Origin of the sequence: Tundrisphaera lichenicola (assembly GCF_051175385.1) — a bacterium.
GTDB classification, from domain to species: Bacteria; Planctomycetota; Planctomycetia; order Isosphaerales; family Isosphaeraceae; genus Tundrisphaera; species Tundrisphaera lichenicola.
In genome coordinates this window covers 3,600,341-3,619,404 of record NZ_CP195106.1, presented here as the reverse complement: position 1 = coordinate 3,619,404, position 19,064 = coordinate 3,600,341, and the positions used below count along the sequence as shown (strand labels likewise).

The window sequence follows — 19,064 nt, the reverse complement described above, 5'->3', positions numbered from 1 at the left end:
GATCTCAGTACGAGACAACCTCGAACCGCACCTTCAACTTCGAGCCGTCGGACTTGCTCACCTCGCCGGCCCAGATTTCCGGCCTCTTGCCGACCCTGGTCAGCTGGTAAATCCCATTCAACTTCGGGTGGTCTTCGAGGACCATCTGACTGTTCAGCGGGCCATCCGGCTTGATGTAGCCGATCTTCTTGATCCCGTGGAAGACCTCGTAATTGTAGACGCGAAACCGGCCGTTGATGGCCGTACCGTCCTTCAAATCCTTCCGCGACTGGATGGCGGTGAATTTCCAGATCGTGCCGACCACCTTATCTCTGGCCTTGGCCTTGGGCCGCTGCCCGAGGGCCGAGGTGGTCACCAGGCCGATTGCAAGGATCACCAACAAGCCAACTCGACCTCGATGGGTCATGAGGAATTCCCTTGGGAGGTAGGGGAACGCGACAATTCGGCGGGCCCGCATCGGCCTCGGTTCGTCGACACGTCTCCAAGCATCACCGATCCCAACCCGTCACACAAGTCGAGGTTCCGCGAAGTCAACCCTGGGGCCGTCCTCTGGAAACCTCGGCCCCGATCGGCTCCAATCGAGATCATGATGCCCCGAGGTCGGGACCGGGAGCCGGGGAGTCGGTCGCGACCATCCACCGACCGGCCCGGGGCGCCCGGGAGACTCGCATGCGCATCGCTTCCTGCCTCGTGGTCGTCATCGGACTCGCCAGCAGCCTCCGGGCCGACGACATCTCCGCGTTCGACCGCTCGTTCCTCGACGCCACGCTCCGGGTCGACTACCTCCAGGGGGGCGACGCCGCCCACGAATTCATCACGCTGGACCGACTCCAACGCCAGGGGACCTGGGCGGGGAGCCGGACTCACCGGATCGACCCCTTCGAGGTCGGCCGGACGCTCGTGGAGATCCGCGACCCGGGGACCGGCGACCTCCTGTTCTCCCGACGGCTCGACTCCTACTTCGGCGAGTACCGGACCACCGCGCAGGCCGCCCGAGGGGTGAAGCGGACCTACCACGCGAGCGCCCTGGTCCCGTTCCCCAGGGGCAAGGTCCAGCTACTCATCAAGGTTCGCCAGAAGGATCGGTCCGACAAGACCTTGCTCGAAACCGAGGTTGATCCCGAGGCCGTATCCCGCGAACCGCTCCGCGACGGGGTGACGGTCATCGACACGCACATCGCGGGCGACAACCATTCCAAAGTCGACGTCGCAATCGTCGCCGAAGGGTACACCAAGGCCGATGAGGCGAAGCTCCGCGACGACCTGAAGCGGTTCACCGGGGTCCTCCTGGCCCAGGAGCCGTTCGCCTCGAAGCAGGACCATTTCAACGTCCGGGGGGCCTGGCTCCCCTCGCAGGACCAGGGATGCGACGAGCCCGGCCGGGGGAACTGGAAGGCCACCGCCGTCGGCGCCAGCTTCGACTCCCTGGGCTCGGAGCGTTACCTGCTGACCGAGGACAACCGCGCCCTCCAGGAGGTCGCCGCCCACGCCCCCTGGGATGTCCTGTATATCATGGTGAACACCCCCCGATACGGGGGAGGCGGGATCTACAACCTGTACTGCACCTTCACCGCCGACAATCAGTGGAGCCCTTATGTGTTCCTCCACGAGTTCGGCCATACGTTCGCGGCGCTGGCCGACGAGTATTACACGTCGTCGGTGGCCTACACCGACTTCTTCCCCCGAGGGATCGAGCCGATCGAGCCCAACGTCACGGCGCTCCTGGACCCCTCGAAGCTGAAGTGGAAGGACCTTGTCGCCGCCGACACCCCGCTGCCGACCCCCTGGGCCAAGAAGACCTTCGACGAGGCCGACAACGCCTACCAGAAGCTCCGGGAGGCCCTGAGCGAGAAGATCGCCGCCGCCAGCAGGGCCGATGCCCCCGAGAAGGAGATCGAGGCCATCAAGGAAGAGGCCGAGAAGCTCTCGCGCGAGCATTCCGACAAGGCCGACGCCCTCCTGGAGAAGGACGATTTCGCCGGCAAGGTGGGGGCCTTCGAGGGGGCCGGCTACACCTCGACCGGGCTCTACCGACCCGCGATCGACTGCATCATGTTCTCCAAGGGGACCAAGCCCTTCTGCCCCGTCTGCGCCCGCGCGATCGTGAAGGTGATCCACTATTACGACGAGTGACGATCAACCCGCCAACGAGGCCCAGATGGGAAAGGCCAGGATCACGATTCGTCGGCTGATGATCGTGGTGGCCGTCATCGCGATCGTCCTGGGCCTGGCCGTGCAGATCCCTCGACTCAAGCGTCGATGGGACTACTGCCAGGAACGGGCGATGATCCACGGTTCACTCGAGCTGTCGAATCAGATCTCCGCTCGCGGGGAATCGGAACGGTTGATCCGAACCGACTTCATCGTGAAGACCCTGGAAGCCATGGGGCCGGAGCCCCGCGACCTCGATTCGATCATCGAAGCCACCGGCGATCCGGAGCGGACGATGTTTCTCCTGGGGAGGCCGAACCATCGTCAATTCATCTATGGCTACGAGGCCGATACCGGAGCACGCGACTATTCGGAGGACATGCCAATCTCGCCGCCGGCCGCGGCTCAATTCATCACGAAGATGATGTTGCCAAGTCGGCGGAACTCCCGCGCCAATCGGATCACCTGGGCCGAGTATCACCGGCTTCACAAGGAAGAATACCTGGAGGCCGCCTGGAGGCCCTGGTTGCCGATCCCGCCCGAGTCGCCCTACTGAGCCGGGCCGATCACTCGAGGAGTCCCAGGAGTTCGGACGGGTGATCGATGATCGCGTCGGCCCCGGTGGCCCTTAGCTCCTCGACCGGGCGGAAGCCCCAGGAGACGCCCACGGCGAACATCCCGGCGGCCTTGGCCGTCTTCATATCCACGCCTGAGTCGCCGACGTAGACGAACGCGGCGGGGTCGATCTCCAGGCGATCGGCGATCTCCAGGGCCCCGGCCGGGTCGGGCTTCCGGGGGACGTGGTCGCGCTGGCCCAGGACGACCCGGAACGGCCAGCGGGCCAGGTAGTGATTGCCGTAGAGCTGGGTGAAGTCGTCGGGCTTGTTCGAGAGGACCGACAGGACCAGGTCGCGCCCGACCAGCGCGTCGAGGAGTTCGGTGATCCCCTCGTAAGGGCGGGTCTGATCGTGCCAGACCCGGGAATAGGCGTCGTGGAAGGCGGCGACGCAGCGGCCGACCAGGGCATCGTCCGTCCGGTCGGGGGGCAAGGCCCGCCGGAACAGCATGGCCACGCCGTCGCCGATGAACCGCCGGAAATCGGCGGACGGGTGGGTGGGCATCCCCTCGCGGTCGAGGGCCTGGTTGGCGGCGGTCGCGATATCGGCCAGGGTATCCAGGAGCGTCCCGTCGAGGTCGAACATCACGGCGCGGAAGGTCATCGAGGGGCCTCGGAGGGGCAGGGGGGTCGGTCGGGGCGGAGTTCCCCAGTATAATAATCTCGCCTCTCGAACGCCCCGATTCGCTTTTTCGAAGGAGCCCGACCGGATGACCACGCTCGAGCAGACCATCGCCGAACAGGCCGCCCGAGCCGGGGGCGAGGTCGCGGCTCGCTACTTCCGCGACGGGGTCCAGATGCGGAGCAAGTCGGCCTCGAACCTCGTTTCCGACGCCGATATCGAGGCCGAGCACGCCATCGCCGGGGTCATCAAGGCAGCGTTCCCCGATCATGCCATCCTGGGCGAGGAAGCCTACCAGGGGGATGCCGCCGCCGAGCATCTCTGGGTCGTCGACCCGATCGACGGGACCAACAACTTCGCGCACCAGATCCCGCACTTCGGCGTCTCGGTCGCCTACTACCGAGGGGGAGTGGCGCAGTGCGGAGTGATCCTCAACCCAATCCGCGACGAATGGCACGTCGCCGCCCGAGGGCAGGGGGCCTTCCATGACGGCCGGAAGGTCGAGGTCGGGACCCAGGCCCGGATCGACGAGGTCCTGGTCGGCGTCGGGTTCTACTACGATCGAGGGGCGATGATGGAGGCCACCCTGGAGGCCGTCCGCGACCTCAAGCGGGCGATGATCCACGGGATTCGCCGGTTCGGGACCGCGTCGCTCGACCTCTGCAACGTCGGGCTGGGCCGGTTCGGGGCCTACTTCGAGTTCGAGCTTTCCCCCTGGGACTTCGCCGCCGGTCGCCTGTTCGTCGAGGAGGCCGGGGGCCTGGTCACCGACGCCCGAGGCGGCTCGCTCCCGCTGGGCAAGTCCAGCATCCTGGCCACCAATGGGCTGCTCCACCCGGCGATGATCGAGATCCTCAAGGCACACCACCCCGGCGGGCCGGATTGATCCCGCGGGCCGCCGGGCTCCCGGGTCGGGGTTCCATCCGCGAGCGAAGCGGCTTGCAATCGAATTTCAAAAAAATATGGATTTTTACTAACATAATATTCACATTAACTTTATCGATATTTCAAAGCGAGTCTCTATACTTCCCGTCCGCGATCGAGTTGTCATGTGCAAGGTCATCGGCGGGGGGGCGGCCCCCGGCACGATGGGGATCTGATTCGATCATGAGCAAGCATCCCTCGGCTGGCCGGATTCGAAGGCACTGGGCCGCGGCCTTCCTCGCCACGGCGGTCGTCGGCTGCGGCGAATCCCGGCCTGACGTCGGAGTCGCGACGTACCCGGTGCAGGGCAAGGTCGTCCTGGCCGACGGCAAGCCCCTGACATCGGGCATAGTGGTCTTCGTCTCCGGCGACGAGAAGACGCCACCGGTCTCGGGGATGGTCACCACGGACGGGACCTTCTCTGTGATGACCGCCGGCGTCGCCCCCGGCGCGCCAGCCGGAGAGTACATGGTCCGAGTGGAGGTCGACCCCGACACGCCGGCGGAGGGATCGTCGTCCAGGAAGCGGTCCGGCCCGCCTTTCCCCGGCAAGTATCGAAAAGAGACCACCTCGGGCCTGACCGCCAGGGTCAAGGCCGAGCCCGCCAACGAGCTTCCCCCCTTCATCCTCAAGTGAGCCGGCCCGGCGGCCTGGGCTCCCGGCCTTCGTGCGGGACGGCCCAGCCCCCAGGCCCCCTTGGCTCCGGGAGTTCCCCCTCGATGAATCGCCTTCGTTCGGTACACGCCCGCCGCTCGGCCTTCACGCTGATCGAGCTGCTGGTCGTCATCGCCATCATCGCCGTCCTGATCTCCCTGCTGTTGCCGGCGGTGCAGGCCGCCCGCGAGGCGGCCCGCCGGGCCCAGTGCACCAACAACCTGAAGCAGATAGGGCTGTCGTTGCACAATTACGAGAGCACCAACGGCTCATTCCCGCCGGCCGGGCAGGGCACCGACTTCACCGCCACGCCGCCCCGGACGATCTTCGACGAGCCGGGCGTCTTCGTCCGCCTCCTGCCCTTCCTCGAGGGCACCAACGTCACCAACGCCTACAACTTCAGCCTGCCCTACACCCACACCTCGGGCGCCAACAAGACCGCCACCGGCACGGTGATCAACACCTACCTCTGCCCCTCGTCGGTCCGCGACAACACAGGCGGCCGCGACGCGCAGGACCCGGCCGAGTCGGGGCTCTCGGCCGGCCTCCAATTCGGCTACGGCGTCCAGGACTACGGCGCGCCCTGCTACACCGACATCAGCGCCACCGGCGTCGTCGGCGGGCTGGGCTTCACCGCCATCACCCCCTACCGCAACAATAGCGACCGCGCCGACGGCTTGCTCAAGGTCAGCCAGACCCGCATCAGCGAGGTGACCGACGGCACCAGCAACACCATGATGATCGCCGAGGACGCCGGCCGCGATGCCCGCTACATCGCCAACACGATGTACGCCAACGGCACCGCCTCGCCGCTGCACTCCCCGTTCGCCGCCGTCCGCGACCAGTACTTCGACGCCGGCCTGCCCCGCCGATTCTGGCGCTGGGCCGAGGCCGATGGCGCCTTCGGCGTTTCCGGCCAGATCAACAACAACAAGACCCGGCTCGGCCTGGCCCGTTACAGCACCTCCTACCCGACCGCCGGGCCCGACCCCACCGACGGCATCAACAAGGTCAACAACAACGCCGCCAACAATGATGAGATCTTCAGCTTCCACCCCGGCGGGGCCAACATCCTCTTCGGCGACGGCAGCGTGAAGTTCCTCAAGGAGACTACCTCGGTCCTGGTCCTCCGCCAGCTCGTGACACCCAAGGGGGGCGAAGTCGTCTCGGCCGACTCATACTGAGCGGACGACGTACGGCACGTTGCAGGGAGGTCACGGCGGCGGCCCGGGGTTCGAACCCGGGCCGCCGCCATTTCGGAGGCGTGCGGGGCAGTGCTTCCGCCCGACCTCAAGGCCCGGCACGCGGGCGACAATCGGGGGCGGGCGAGGCCCGGACCCTCGGCTCACCGCCCGGGTTCCGGCCGCCGAACCGATGGGCCCGGGCAGCCCCGATTGGGGGAGGCACCCGGCATGAGCTCGATCATCTCTTGCCGGTCTTGGCACCCTTCCGGCTATAGGTCGGCCCGCGGACCTGGTCGGTCTCGCCCAGGAGGTCGAAGTCGAAGACGTTCTCGGCCGCGGTGACGTTACAGAAACGAGTGGTCAGGCCGATCTCGGGGTTGGCCTTGAGCATCGCTCCGGAGAACCTCACGACGTTCTCGCCGGTGTAGGTCACCGCCGAATAGGTCCCATCCGGGCCGATCTCGGCGGTGAACGAGCCGACCTGTCGCAGGGCGTTGCTGGGGTCGAACTTGATCTGGCCCCCCGAGACGGGCTTGCCCTTCACCTTCACGATCCCCGAGACCTTGACCTGCGACTGCGAGGTATCCATCGGGGGCGTGCCGTCGCCGCAGCCGGCGGCCAGCAGGATGATCCCGATCGCGATCCGTCGATGCATCATGGAGACTCGAATCATCCCGGGTCGGAGGAAAACCGGCGTGTCGCGTCCCGGAGTCGCGACACGCCGGGGAGAACCGTCGAGCCTCGGATCAGTAGGAGTCCGCAGAGAGCACCTCGCCGCCGGCCCGCGAGCCGAGGGCCCACCAGACGGTCCGGTTGACGGTCGACTTGATGGCCCGGACGGTCCCGTCGAGGAACAGGACGTTGACGACCCCCGGGTGATGGCTGCTGGCCCCCCAGGACATCTCGACGCCCGAGCGGCAGCTCCAGGTGTTCGGCGGCATGACGTGGGCATAGCGCGAGGCCGCCGCCAGGCCGGACGACCAGCTCCCGCCGGAGAGTTCCTCGCCGATATCCTGGGCCTGATCGCCCCCGCTGGCGTTGGGCGTGGGGGGCTTCGCCATGCATGCCGTGTAGTGGGTCAGCGGCGTGGTCTCGGTCCCCCGGGGGACCAATCCGATGATCGAGAGCGAGGCACTCGGCTTGCCCCCGTCGAACTGCGTGGAGGTCTGGTAATTGCCGATCCCCTTGACACGCTCGCTGAAGGCGGCGGTGTTGCTGGTGCCGTCGGTCACGCTGGCCACGCCGACATGGGTGCCGCTCTGGCCGTTGTCGGTCCCCGTGAAGATGAACGGCCCGGACATCGGCCCGCCCGACCCGCTGCTGCCGGTCCCGTCCCCCCCGTAGAACGAGTTCGGGGCCGACCCGGTGTTCGACATGTAATTATTGGGGCCCCAGGCGCTGGTCAAGCGGCTCACATCCGACGGGCAGAGGAACGGCGAGATCTTGGTGTACTCGGCCGTCGAATTGACCAGGCCGTCGTGCGGCAGGGCGTTGCCTCCCGGGTAGCTGCCCACGGGCCGGGTGCTGGCGAAGTTCATGCTGTTGTAGACTGGAGCCTGCTCGATGTAGGGCAGGAGCATCGACTGGGCCGACCACTCGGTCCACCAGGGGCCGTTGCCATACGGATAGGCGTTGGTGGTGCTTTCGTAGTTGGCCACGGCCAGGCCGATCTGCTTCAGGTTGTTGGTGCACTGGGCACGCCGGGCGGCCTCGCGGGCCGCCTGCACGGCCGGCAAGAGCAAGGCGATCAGGACCGCGATGATGGCGATGACGACCAATAATTCGATCAGCGTGAACCCGGCTCGACCACGGTGACGATCCATCGAGAGGGACCTCCGAAAGAGGATGCGGCGGGTCGTCGAAGACCGGCCAGGAAAAGTAGGGCCTCGACCGCCAGCGGGGCCCGACGGCCGGCATCGAGGGGATCCGTGATGATGCCCGGCCCGCTCGGGTATGGGAGACGAGATGATGGATTGGACGATATCAAGCGATCAATCCGGGACATCCCTCGAGGGATCGGTGGGTTTTCCCGGAACTTGACGGAGTCGGCCGGGGGACCGCCCGTGGCCTGGAGACGTGGCCGAGCGGCGGACGCATCGCGACCCGGGGACAGGACAGGGATGGCGGTCGCTAGGCCGACTTCCGTATTGAATCAGCCGGTCACATCGATTCGTCACGATTTTTTCCCAGAATTCGACCGGGCCGAGGTTCGATCTTCCGACTCGACCCGGCTCGAAGGCCGGATACACCCACTCAACCGAAGTCCGGGCCGGGTCTCATCGCGGGGTCTCGGCATCTCCCAGGTTCGCCACCAGGGTCGGGAAGATCGGCGGCCGGACCGATCCACGCGACCATCCGTGGAGGAATGCGACAGCCCCCCCGCAGATCCGGCCCTGGCAGGGGCCCATCCCGCATCGGGTCTGGAGCTTGGCGTCGACCCACGAGGTCCGGCCGACCAGGGCCCCGGCGGTCACGTCCTCGCATCGGCAGACGATCGTGTCGGGGCGGGCCAGGTCCCGCAGCTCGTTGCGGGGGGCGAAGGCCCGCTCCAGCGACCGGGCGAACCTCCGGGCCTTGTCGCGATCCCGGAAAAAATAACTGGCTCCCTCGGTCTTGCCGACGGCGGCCAGCCCGGCGATTCTCCCTTCGAGCCAGGCCGAATCCAGCCCGCCGATCCCGGCCGCCTCCCCCGCGCAGTAGACCCCAGGCACGGTCGTCTGCTGCCAACGGTCGACGGTCGTGCCGCCCGGCCCGATCTCGCAGCCCAGGAGCCCGGGGAGTTCCAGGTTCGGGACCAGCCCGAAGCCGCAGGCCAGGTAATCACAGGACTCGGTCCGGGTCTTCCGCCCATCCGTCAGCGAGACCTCGCGGACCCGGTCATCGCCCCTCGCCTCGACCGGCCACCAGCCCGCCCGGAATGGGACGCCCCCCAGCCCAAGCCGGAGGCCGATCGCCTGCTGGAGCTTGTCCGGCTCGGACCAGAGACCGAGGCCAAACCGGACGAGCTTGCCGATCGGGGCCTGTTCGGCGATCGACCGGACGATCGCCCCCTTCTTCTTCAACGAAGCGGCCACCGCCAGGAGGAGCGGCCCCGAACCGGCCACGACCACCGACTTCCCCGCGATCGGCAGACCCGACTTGACCATCGCCTGGAGGCCTCCCGCCCCCATCACGTTGGGCAAGGTCCAGCCGGGAAAAGGCAGGAACAGCTCGCGGGCCCCCGTCGCCAGGATCAACGACCGATAGGCCAGCTCGACCGGCCGCCTCCCGGACTCGGCCCAGAGGACGCCCGGCTCGACCAGCCCCACGACCCTCGTGCCGGCTCGGTGTTCAATCTTGCCGTCATCGAACATCTTGAAGAAGAGCGAGGCGATCGGGCTGGTCGGCCGGGCTCGCTCCCCTCGCCAGATCTGGCCGCCGAGGTCGGGGTTGTCGTCCACCAGGCCGACCCGACGCCCCTCGCCCGAGGCCGAGGTGGCCGCGGCCAGGCCCGCCGGCCCCGCGCCGACGACCAGGACATCGTAATCCCGACGGTCATCGAGGGGCATCGGTCCGGACCTCCATCCCGGTTCGGCAAGGCGTCTGGCAGCTGATCCGCTGGGGGATCCCGTCGATCGTCAGGCGACACTCGAAGCAGATCCCCATCCCGCAGAGCGGCCCCCGAGGACGACCCGTCACCGATTGCCGGAACGACGGGCCTCGAACGATGAGGACCGCCGAGGCCACCGAGGTCCCCGACGGGACCCGGACGGGCTGGTCGTCGATGGTCAGGGAAATTTCGTCGCCCATCAATGGTGCCCCATCCCCGCCGACGTCAGGAACCTCGACGGCAAGTAAGGCCCGGCCGGGATCGCCGGTTCTCGGCCGAGCAGGTGGTCGACGATGAGTTCGGCCGTCCCCATCGAGGTGGTGATCCCCAGCCCTTCGTGACCGGCGGCGATCAAGATCCGGGGGTCGTCGGGGTCCGGGCCGATGATCGGGAGCGAGTCGGGCGTGGCGGCCCGGAAGCCGGTCCAGGCCCGGATCGCCGAGAGCCGGGCCAGGCCGGGGAGGTAGAGCAAGGCCCGGTCGATCATCCTGCGGATCATCCGGGGCTCGACGGCGGGGTCCTCCACGTCGAACTGCCGGGACGAGCCGATCAGGAGCTGGCCGGTCGCGCGGGGCTGGACGTTGAAGGCGACCGAGGCGGGGTCCGATCCGTGAGCACTCTTGAGGTAACCCAGCTCCAGGATCTGATGGGTGACGAAGCCCGGATGCCGGTCGGTGATGACCAGGTGCCCCTTCCTCGGGCGGATCGCCAGGCCGGGCGTGAGCCGGGGGGCCTTCGCGCCGGCGGCGTTGACCACGAAGTCGGCCTCGACCCGCGAGCCGCCCGCCAGTCGGACCCAGCCCCCGCCGATCGCCTCGACCTCGGCATCGAGCCGGACCTCGGCCCCGAGCTTCGCCGCCTGCTCGATCAGATAGCTCGCGGCGCGGGGGGGATACACCACCGAGTCGCCGGGGACCCGGAGGCCGCCGGGCAGGCCGGATCGGAGGTTGGGCTCGGCCCGGGTCAGCTGCCCGGAATCGAGGGCCTCGGCCTCGACGCCCCGATCGGCGTAGAATTGGGCCTTGCGGCCGACCTCGGCCATCTCTTCGTCATCGGCCGCCACCCAGAGGGTTCCCGATCGGGTCGACTCGACCCCCGGAGGCTGTTCGAGCGCCAGCTCGTCCCAGAGCGTCTGCGAGTACCGGCAGAGGGCGAACTGGGCCTCGGAGTCGTCCATCGCGACGACGTGGCCCATCCCGGCGGCGGTGGCCCCCGAGCCGATCGGGCGGTTGTCCAGGACGATCACCCCGAACCCCTCCCGGGCGAGTGCCCGGGCGATCGAGGCCCCCACGATCCCCGCCCCCACGATCGCGACCCGTCCCTTCGAGCCGATCATCGGGGCGTCTCCGATTCACGCCCGAATCGCGGATCTTCCCCCCTCTCCCCCCGGGAGAGGGCCGGGGTGAGGGCTCGTGGCCATACCATCGGGAGTCGAAATGGGATCATCGAAAGTCGCCGGTCCTGCGAAGACCCCTCACCCCGGCCCTCTCCCGGAGGGAGAGGGAGGCAGAGGGGCCTCGGTCCGTCCAAGGTTCGCCCGATCATCCCCGGATCCCCATCCGGAACGGATCATCGGGGTTGAGGATCAAGGTCGACTCGGCCATCACGTAGGCCCTGCCCTGGATGTGGGGGATGGTCCACGCCCCTTCATACGTGACATATCCGTCGAAGACGCTGCCGATCAGGCTCTCCTGACGCCAGTTCTCGCGTTCTTTGAGCTTTCCGTCGGCGGCCAGGCAGGCGAGCTTGGCGCTGGTGCCGGTCCCGCAGGGGGAGCGATCGTACGCCTTGCCGGGGCAGAGGACGAAGTTCTTGCTGTGGGCGATCAGCGAGGGGCCGAACAGCTCGATGTGGTCGATCTCGGCGCCGTTCTCGCCGGTGATCCCCTGGCGTTCGAGCGCCTGGCGAATCTTCCAGCTGAAGTCGGTCAATCGCTCGACGTTGGCGAGGGCGATCATCTCGGCATGGTCGCCGACCAGGAAGAACCAGTTGCCCCCCCAGGCGATGTCCCCCCGGACCGGGCCGTACCCTTCGACGTCGACGACCACGTCCTTGGCGAATCGGTAACTCGGGACATTCCGGACGGTGACGACCTGGGTCGGGTGCAAGGTGGCCTCGACGACGCCGACGGGCGTCTCGATCCGATGGGTGCCCGGCCCGATCCGCCCCAAGTGGGCCAGGGTGACCAGCAGGCCGATCGTGCCATGCCCGCACATGTTGAGCATGCCCACGTTATTGAAGAAGATCACGCCCGCCGAGCACGAGGGGTCGACCGGCTCGCAGAGCAAGGCCCCGACCATCGTGTCGGACCCGCGCGGCTCGTTGCAGACGGCCGAGCGGAAGTCGTCGAAGTGGTCGCGGAAGACCTCCCGGCGCTGGGCCAGGCCGCCCCGGCCCAGGTCCGGGCCGCCCTCGACGACCACTCGGGTGGGCTCGCCCCCGGTGTGGGAGTCGATCACTCGGATGGTGGGATGATCGGTGGATACGGTGGACATGATGGGAATCCAGGCAAGGAATGGGCCGAGCCGGTGGTCATACCTCGACCCTCACCCCCGGCCCCTCTCCCGATGGGAGAGGGGAGACGCTTACACGTCCTCTCATGACATTTATGACTCCCTCTCCCTCCGGGAGAGGGTTGGGGTGAGGGTCGTCACCTTGCCACCGACTTTCGTTCTAGATCTCGATCTTCGGCCGGGTGGCGATGGCCTTGCGGATGATCCCCAGGACGTGCTCGCGTTCGGCCCCCTCGATCTTCAGGCGAGGGGCCCGGACGGTCTCGGTCCCGTAGCCGCACTCGGCGGCCGCCAGCTTGATATATTGGACCAGCTTGGGCAGCGTGTCGAGGTGGAGCAGGGGGGTGTACCAGCGATAGACCTCGCGGGCCTCGTCGAACCGACCGGCGACGGCCAGGTCCCAGAGCAGCCGGTTCTCGCGCGGGAAGGCGTTGACCAGGCCCGAGACCCAGCCGGAGATGCCCAGGATGAAGCTCTCCAGGACGAGGTCGTCGACGCCGCTGAAGAGGATGTAGCGGTCGCCGACCGCGTTCCTCAGGTCGGTGATCCGCCGGACGTCCTCGGACGATTCCTTGATGGCGACCAGCGTCGGCTCGTCGGCCAGCTCGACGAAGGCCTCGGGCTTGAGGTCGACGCCGTAGGAGACCGGGTTGTTGTAGACCATGATCGGCAATTCGGTCGCCTTGGCGACGGCCCGGAAGTGGGCGATGGTCTCGCGGGTGTCCGACTTGTAGACCATCCCCGGCAGGACCATCAGGCCGTCGACGCCCGCCTTGAGGGCATCGGCCGCGTACCGGCAGGCCAGCGCGGTGGTGTACTCGGCCACGCCGGTGAGGAGCGGGATCCGCCCCGCGACATGGTCGACCACGGCCTTGAGCAGCTCACGCTTCTCGACCGCCTCGATCGAGCAATTCTCGCCGACCGTCCCGAGCACGATCAGGCCGTCGATCCCGGCCTCGATCATCGCCTCGATGTGCTTGAGGGTCGCCGGGATGTCGAGCGACTCATCGCTCTTGAACTGGGTGGTTGCCGCCGGGAATACGCCCTGCCAGGTCACGCTCATCAATCAAGTTCCCTGATAAGTTCAAAAGTCCAGGTCGCGTCGAGATTCATGGGGAAGGGCCCGCCTGGCCGATCGCGGGCATCGGCCAGGAGGCCCTACAGTACGGGAAATCCGCGGGTAATTGCGAGGTCGATTCCGCCGAGGGCTCACCGGGGGTCCTTCGCGGCCTCGGGCGTCTCGTCCGGCCCCCAGGCGAAGGTCGGGGCGGCCTTGGGGTCGTAGCCCTGGAGGTGGCCGAGGTCTTTCCGGCGGTCGGGGCGGACATACTGGAAGTCGTTCCCGGGGAACGCCGCCTCGATCAGGGCGGCCAGGCCCGGGTCGTACTCCTTCAGCTCGTCGCGGGTGTCGACGTGGTTATGCACGTTGTCGTCGTGGCGATTGGTGCCGAACCAGGACTGCACGCCCTCGGCCCAGTATTCGTGGATGTTGGTCGCCGCGTAGGTCTTCTTCCAGAGGCCCTTCGCGAGCGCATCGTCGTAGGCGGCGCGGAGCTTCTTGTTGAAGTCGGGGTCGAGCTTGGCCAGCCCCTGGTCGTGGATGCAGTGGGCGAACTCGTGGATCAGGATATTTTCGGTATTGTATGGGTCGCCGGGATAATTGAGCAGGTTCTCCTCGCCGCAACTGGTCGTCTCGCCGCCGAGCCCTCGGGCGCGTCGGTTCCAGTACGAGGCGGGCTTGAGGTCGCGATGCTCGGGGATGTCGGTCGTCCGCTCGTCGAAGGCCATCACGGCCACTCGGACCTTGTCCTTGACCATCGCGTCGATCACGTCCCGACGCCCTTCGAGCATCCGGCCGACCAGGTAAGCGGCCTCCTTCAGGGCGTAATCCGAGACCTTCCCCGAGGCCAGGATCGGCAGGCCATCCACCTCGATGCATTTTTGATAGAACGGGTCGAGCGACCAGGATTTGGGCGGCTCGACGATGGCGAGCGGAAGGGCGTCGTCCGCCCAAAGCGGGAGGGATAGGAGGAGAACAACGGGCAGGATCGGTCGGAGAAGCGGGGTCATTCGTCGTAATCTTCCTCTGGTACGCCAGGGCGAGCCTAGCCGCGTCACGGGTCGCGGATCTTCCTGTTAGGGCAGGGCTCGCCCTGCCGCGTCACGGGTCTCTACGGGTGGATTCTGGTCGGATGAGAGTCTTGGACCCTCACCCGGCCTTCGGCCACCCTCTCCCGGAGGGAGAGGGAAAGCCGACTGACTAACCACTAGCCACTAACCACCGATCACTCCTCCCCTTCGATGGTCACCGCCATGACGATGGGGGCGGTGTCGTCGGGGCCTTTGAGTAGCTCGATCTTCGCGATGGGCTCTTTCCTCTGGGGGTTGACGGCGAGATAGCGGAGCTGCTGCCCCCTCAGGCGGAAGGCCAGCTTGGAGCCGGGGACGTCCACGGGCCGGATGTAGTCGGCGAAGTGGATCCCGTTGCGGAGCCGATGGTCCTCGGTCTCGCCGTCGGCGTAGTGGAGCCGGACGATCATCGAGGTCGTCTGGTCGGCGTCGGAGCCGGTGGCCCCCCAGCCGCTGATCCCGCTCAGGAAGTGGATCGCCTTGGCCGGGGCGTTGCACGGCAGGGTGACCGACCTGGGCATCTTGGGCGGGGTGGAACCGTTCGGCCCGTAGAGCATGATCGCGTTGGGGACGCGATCCCCCTGGGGGTCGACCAGGAGGAAGGGGATCCCCTCGAACACCTTGGGCGACCAGTCGCGGAAGACCAGCCGCTCGATGGGGGACTCGGGGTCGAAGAACATCCCCTTGGTGGTGACCACCGTGGCCGCGGACCTCAGGTCGATCGGCAGGTACTTGCCCCTCTTGGTGAGGAACGCCAGGAGGTCGGCCACCCCTTCGGGCCCGACGGTCTTCTCGAACCCCTCGGGCATCAGGGACTTCTTCGAGGCCGCGAACTCCTCGATCTCCTCGCGGAGGACCTGGTGGGGCTTCCCCTCGGCGTCGATCAGCTCGACGGCGGTCTTGGACTCGGAGGCCAGCAGGCCGTTGATGACCTGGCCCCCGGTGGTCGCCAGGTTATACTGGACGAAGTTCCCCTCGACCGACCGGCTCGGGTCGATGATGTGGATCAGCAGCTCCTCGCGGGGGTGCGTGCCCATCCCGGTGAGGTCCGGGCCAACCTTGCCCCCCTCGCCGCCATACATGTGGCACTTGGCGCACTGCTGGGCGAAGACCAGCTTCCCCTTGGCGGCGTCGCCCCCCTTGAGGACCAGCGGGCTCAGTTCGTCGATCACCTTCTGGCGATTGGCGTCGGGCAGGCCACCCCCCCTCGCGATCAGCATCTTGGCCCGGTCGGCGATGGCCTTGTCCTTGTGCGAGGCCAACGACTGGGTCTGGGCCAGCGAGAGCTGGGCGAGCGAGACGTCCCCCTTCTCGACGCCGTCGAGAAACGCGGCGGTCCACTCGGGGCGCGAGAGCAAGGCCCGGCTGGCCTCGACGCGGACCGTGGGAGTCATCGCGCCGAGCTGCTCGACGATCGCCCGACCGACCTCGGTCGAGTCGCTCCGACCGGCGGCCTCGACCAGCCCGCCGGCCAGGCCTTGCGGGGTCTTAGGGGTGATCAGGGCCAGCAACGCCTCGGCCATCTTGAGATCGCCCGGGCGGAACTCGATCAGGCGTTGCGCCGCGTCGACCCGCGCGGCCTCGGGCTGGGCCTCGTCGGAGGCGATCGCCAGGAAGTTGGCGGCGATCTCGGCGGTGTGGGCCTCGATCGCCTTCGAGCCCCAGCGCGAGGCCAGGCTCACCAGCTGGGCCCGGGCTCCGGTGGAGACCCGGCCCAGCAGATCGACGAGGGCCTGGTCGGTGGAGTCGTCCAGGGTCGGCTTCTTATCCTTGGGCCATCCGGCGGCCAGCCCGGCGATCACCGTGTCGGCCACGCCCTTGTCGGCCCCCTTCAGGGCGGTCAGGACGTCGGGCGAGGTCCCGGAGGTCGCCCCTCGGGAGTAGTGCTCGGCCACCCGACCGGCGATGGTCAAGATCGTCCGCGAGGCGGGCTGGTCGAACTTCCGGGCGGCCAGGGCCTTCAGGAACGGACCGGCGTGCTGGGCCGCGGCCGAGGTCGCCGCGTCGGGGAGCCAGCGGTCCCCGTCGACCTGGCCGGTGGCCAGGGCCTCGACGATCGAGTCGGCCGCCTCGGGCGACTCGGGGGCGTCGGCCAGGGCCAGGAGGGCGGCCAGGCGGACGAGGGGGTCGGGGTCGGAGACGAGCTTCGCGGCCTGGATCGCGCCGGGGGCCTTGGCGTCGGCCGGGAGGACCTGCAAGGCATTCCGCCGGACGCCGCTGGAAGGATGCCCCAGGGCGGCGACCACCGCCGATGAGGCGGCCGGGTCGGACCCGTCGAGCACCCCGAGGCCCTTCAAGGCCCAGAGGGCATGGATCGCGCCGGGGGTCAGGCCGATCCCATCGAGCTTGGTGTCCTTGGTCAGGGCGACGAGGGCCGGGACGAGGTCCTTCTGGCCGCGCTCGACGATCAGCCGCTGGGCGTGGAGCCTCCAGAAGAGGTTGTCATTCTTGAGGGCCTCGACCAATCCCTTGGGGTCGGCCGGGTCGAGGGTCAGGGTCGTGGTCTTCGAGGGAGAACCGACCGGGGAGACCCGGTAGATCCGGCCGTGGGTCTTGTCGCGGAGCGGGGTCTCGTAGGCGTTGCCCCGGCCGGTCTTGAACCCCCTGGGCGTGGGGTTGTGCTGGACGATGAAGTTGTACCAGTCGCTGACCCAGACCGCGCCGTCGGGCCCGACCTCGGCGGCGACGGGCGAGGTCCACTCGTCGTCGGAGGCCAGCAGGTTCCACTCGTTATGCGAGGCGAAGTCGCTCCCCTTCTTCTCCAGGGCGAAGGTGGCGACCAGGTGCCCGGTCGGCTCGGCGACGAACGCCGTGCTGTTCCAGTACGGCCTGGGATAGAGCCGGGCGGTGTAGAGCGCGTGCCCGGCCCCGGCGGTGAACCCGCCGAAGAAGTCGACCTGCCGGACCTTCTCGGTGATCGGGAACATCCGGTTGGTGTCGGCGATGTTGGCCAGCACGGCGGTGCTCTGACCCCGGACCTTCTCGTAGTAGCGCGAGGCGATCGGCAGGTAGACGCTCGGGCAGCCGTTGGCGGTCGAGCCGAAGATCAGGCCCTCCTCGCTGATCCCCACGCCCCAGGAGTTATTGTTGGTGTTCCGGAGGAATTCGAGCTTCGAGCCGTCGGGCTTGAACCGGTAGATCCCCTGGCGGAAGTCGTGCTGCTCGCCGCCGATGGTCCCCTGGAATCCGGAGTAGCCCACGATCCCGTAGATCCAGTTATCCAGGCCGTAGCGGAGGTTGCTCGGCCCGGCGTGGGTGTCGTTGGTCCCCCAGCCGGTGAAGAGGGTCTTGCGGACGTCGGCCTTGTCGTCGCCGTCGGTGTCCTGGAGGAACAGGGTGTCGGGGGCCTGGTGGAGGACCAGCCCGCCGTTGGCGAAGACGATGCTGGTGGGGATGCTGAGCTTGTCGGCGAAGACGGTGAACTTGTCGGCCCGGCCGTCGCCGTCGGTATCCTCGCAGATCTTGATCTGGTCGTGGCCGGCCCCCCGGCGCTGCATGTTATTGGGATAGTCGACCGTCTCGGCGACCCAGAGCCGCCCCTTGTGATCCCAGGCGATCGCGATCGGCTTGGCGATCTCGGGCTCGGCGGCGAAGAGGCGGGGTTCGAGGCCGTTGGGCAGGGCCAGGTGCTTGATCGACTCGGAGGGCTCGACCGGCAATTGCATCGTCTTGATCCCATCGCCCATAGTGCCCCAGGCCTTGCCGGGGAGATACTGGGGGATGTCGGCGGGGGCGGGCTCGGTCGGCAGCGGCTTGAGGTTGGCGGCGACCTTGGGCCGGCTGTCGAAGACCTCGCCCTTGTGCGCGGCCCATCGGATCCCGCGCTCGATCAGGTCGTGGAAGCCGGGGTTGCCGAAGGTCCGCTGGTCGTGGCCATAGGCGGTGTAGAAGACCCGCCCCTTGCCCTGGGTCCGGACCCAGGTCCAGGGCTCGTCGCGCCCGTTCTCGTCGCGGACCTGGAGGAGGTGCCGGCCTTCCTCGTTGTGCTTGGCGTGGACGTAGGTCTCGTCCCAGGTCCGGAAGTTCGCCAGGCCCTTCATGATCGGGTGATCGAGGTCGACGACCTTGGTGTCGAACTCGCCGGTCCCGTGGCTCTTGAACTGGGCCCCGACCAGGGCGACGTATTTGGGCGAGTTCAGGAAGCAGAACGACGCGCAATGGATCGGGGCGAACCCCCCGCCGTTCTCGACGTAATCCAGCAGCGCCTTCTCCTGATCGGGCTCGATCTTCTCGATGTTGGCGTAGATCATCAGGACGTCATACTTGGCGAGGGTCTCGGGGTTGAGGTCCGAGGTTGCCTCGGTATAGGTGACGTCGATCCCCCGGGTGGCCAGCAGCGGGATGATCTGCGCGGCGCGATCGGCGGGCCGGTGGTGCCCCTGGTCGCCCAGGAACAGGACTTTCAGCGGCTTCGGCGCCGGGTCGTCGGCCCGGCCGGGAGAGGCCGGTGCCAGCAGGCCGATCGCCAGCATCAAGGCTGGGGCGAGGATACGATTCCGGGTCGAGGAGGGCATGCCTTGCGGTCTCCGGGGGTTCGCGAAGAAGTGATGACAGGGCCCTCGCCGCGGGGCGGCGGGCGGAGCGGCGACCTTCCTTCGTGGGCGGTGGATGAACTCGATCGTCGCTGGGATGGCCGTTTTGTGCAAGTCTCCGGGGCCGGAAGAGACCGCAATCGAGGGAA

The 19,064-nt window shown here is 67.8% G+C and carries 16 protein-coding genes; 5 read left to right on the top strand and 11 right to left on the bottom strand.

Annotated features, from left to right (window positions below):
* Positions 1–4: 4 nt before the first annotated feature.
* A complete protein-coding gene (locus P12x_RS14420; RefSeq protein WP_435011568.1) occupies positions 5–376 on the bottom strand; it encodes a hypothetical protein in 372 nt (123 codons plus the stop codon).
* A gap of 293 nt (positions 377–669) precedes the next feature.
* Here P12x_RS14420 and P12x_RS14415 point away from each other — a divergent pair, with 293 nt between their 5' ends.
* Positions 670–2,133 (top strand): M64 family metallopeptidase, encoded by a 1,464-nt coding sequence (locus tag P12x_RS14415; RefSeq protein ID WP_435011567.1) that lies wholly within the window; start codon positions 670–672, stop codon positions 2,131–2,133.
* A gap of 25 nt (positions 2,134–2,158) precedes the next feature.
* Positions 2,159–2,707 carry a hypothetical protein gene (locus P12x_RS14410; protein ID WP_435011566.1) on the top strand — a complete coding sequence of 183 codons (549 nt, stop codon included), beginning with the start codon at positions 2,159–2,161 and terminating at the stop codon, positions 2,705–2,707.
* Positions 2,708–2,717: 10 nt separating this feature from the next.
* On the opposite strand, the gene P12x_RS14405 is transcribed toward P12x_RS14410, so the two are convergent.
* Positions 2,718–3,371, bottom strand: coding sequence for an HAD family hydrolase (locus P12x_RS14405; protein ID WP_435011565.1), 654 nt, complete (start codon positions 3,369–3,371; stop codon positions 2,718–2,720).
* 106 nt (positions 3,372–3,477) lie between these two features.
* On the opposite strand from P12x_RS14405, the gene P12x_RS14400 reads away from it, so the two are divergent.
* From P12x_RS14400 to P12x_RS14390, 3 genes are all read left to right on the top strand, one after another.
* Positions 3,478–4,275, top strand: a complete 798-nt coding sequence (locus P12x_RS14400) for an inositol monophosphatase family protein (protein ID WP_435011564.1) — start codon at positions 3,478–3,480, stop codon at positions 4,273–4,275.
* A gap of 221 nt (positions 4,276–4,496) precedes the next feature.
* Complete coding sequence (locus P12x_RS14395) at positions 4,497–4,949, top strand: hypothetical protein (protein ID WP_435011563.1); 453 nt, start codon at positions 4,497–4,499, stop codon at positions 4,947–4,949.
* A gap of 83 nt (positions 4,950–5,032) precedes the next feature.
* Positions 5,033–6,151 carry a DUF1559 domain-containing protein gene (locus tag P12x_RS14390; RefSeq protein WP_435011562.1) on the top strand — a complete coding sequence of 373 codons (1,119 nt, stop codon included), beginning with the start codon at positions 5,033–5,035 and terminating at the stop codon, positions 6,149–6,151.
* A 238-nt stretch (positions 6,152–6,389) separates the two neighbouring features.
* Here P12x_RS14390 and P12x_RS14385 read toward each other — a convergent pair whose 3' ends face one another.
* From P12x_RS14385 to P12x_RS14345, 9 genes are all read right to left on the bottom strand, one after another.
* Positions 6,390–6,809, bottom strand: coding sequence for a hypothetical protein (locus P12x_RS14385; protein ID WP_435011561.1), 420 nt, complete (start codon positions 6,807–6,809; stop codon positions 6,390–6,392).
* A gap of 88 nt (positions 6,810–6,897) precedes the next feature.
* The gene (locus tag P12x_RS14380; protein ID WP_435011560.1) at positions 6,898–7,974 is read right to left on the bottom strand and encodes a DUF1559 domain-containing protein; all 1,077 of its coding nucleotides are present in this window, start codon (positions 7,972–7,974) and stop codon (positions 6,898–6,900) included.
* 453 nt (positions 7,975–8,427) lie between these two features.
* Positions 8,428–9,699, bottom strand: a complete 1,272-nt coding sequence (locus P12x_RS14375; RefSeq protein ID WP_435011559.1) for an NAD(P)/FAD-dependent oxidoreductase — start codon at positions 9,697–9,699, stop codon at positions 8,428–8,430.
* Entirely contained in the window at positions 9,686–9,940 is a 255-nt protein-coding gene (locus P12x_RS14370; protein ID WP_435011558.1) for a (2Fe-2S)-binding protein, read from the bottom strand. The genes P12x_RS14375 and P12x_RS14370 overlap by 14 nt, the downstream gene beginning before the upstream one ends.
* Positions 9,940–11,076: an NAD(P)/FAD-dependent oxidoreductase gene (locus tag P12x_RS14365; RefSeq protein ID WP_435011557.1), complete on the bottom strand. Its 1,137-nt coding sequence runs from the start codon at positions 11,074–11,076 to the stop codon at positions 9,940–9,942. The genes P12x_RS14370 and P12x_RS14365 overlap by 1 nt, the downstream gene beginning before the upstream one ends.
* Positions 11,077–11,281: 205 nt before the next feature.
* The gene (locus P12x_RS14360) at positions 11,282–12,235 is read right to left on the bottom strand and encodes a 4-hydroxyproline epimerase (protein ID WP_435011556.1); all 954 of its coding nucleotides are present in this window, start codon (positions 12,233–12,235) and stop codon (positions 11,282–11,284) included.
* A 178-nt stretch (positions 12,236–12,413) separates the two neighbouring features.
* Entirely contained in the window at positions 12,414–13,316 is a 903-nt protein-coding gene (locus tag P12x_RS14355; RefSeq protein WP_435011555.1) for a dihydrodipicolinate synthase family protein, read from the bottom strand.
* A gap of 146 nt (positions 13,317–13,462) precedes the next feature.
* Positions 13,463–14,323, bottom strand: coding sequence for a hypothetical protein (locus P12x_RS14350; protein WP_435011554.1), 861 nt, complete (start codon positions 14,321–14,323; stop codon positions 13,463–13,465).
* 215 nt (positions 14,324–14,538) lie between these two features.
* The gene (locus tag P12x_RS14345; protein ID WP_435011668.1) at positions 14,539–18,855 is read right to left on the bottom strand and encodes a PVC-type heme-binding CxxCH protein; all 4,317 of its coding nucleotides are present in this window, start codon (positions 18,853–18,855) and stop codon (positions 14,539–14,541) included.
* Positions 18,856–19,064: the final 209 nt, after the last annotated feature.